This window comes from Flavonifractor sp. HCP28S3_F3 (genome assembly GCF_052065355.1).
Classification (GTDB): domain Bacteria; phylum Bacillota; class Clostridia; order Oscillospirales; family Oscillospiraceae; genus Flavonifractor.
The window spans coordinates 1-481 of the sequence record NZ_JBQHUF010000044.1 but is presented as its reverse complement, the minus strand read 5'-3'; the positions used below and the strand labels follow the sequence as shown (position 1 = coordinate 481).

1 pseudogene is annotated in these 481 nt (G+C 53.6%); it reads left to right on the top strand.

Features of this window, described 5'->3' with window-relative positions:
- A pseudogene (locus ACTNB1_RS14880) lies at window positions 1–481 on the top strand (tetracycline resistance ribosomal protection protein); the annotation flags it as partial.

The window sequence follows — 481 nt, the reverse complement described above, 5'->3', positions numbered from 1 at the left end:
AAGCTCTCCGCCGATATTATCATCAAGCAGACGGTGTCGCTGTCCCCGGAAATAGTCCTGGAGGAAAATACCGACATAGAAGCATGGGATGCGGTCATCGAAAATAACGATAAATTATTGGAAAAGTATATCGCAGGAGAACCAATCAGCCGGGAAAAACTTGTGCGGGAGGAACAGCGGCGGGTTCAAGACGCCTCCCTGTTCCCGGTCTATTATGGCAGCGCCAAAAAGGGCCTTGGCATTCAACCGTTGATGGATGCGGTGACAGGGCTGTTCCAACCGATTGGGGAACAGGGGAGCGCCGCCCTATGCGGCAGCGTTTTCAAGGTGGAGTATACAGATTGCGGCCAGCGGCGTGTCTATCTACGGCTATACAGCGGAACGCTGCGCCTGCGGGATACGGTGGCCCTGGCCGGGAGAGAAAAGCTGAAAATCACAGAGATGCGTATTCCATCCAAAGGGGAAATTGTTCGGACAGACA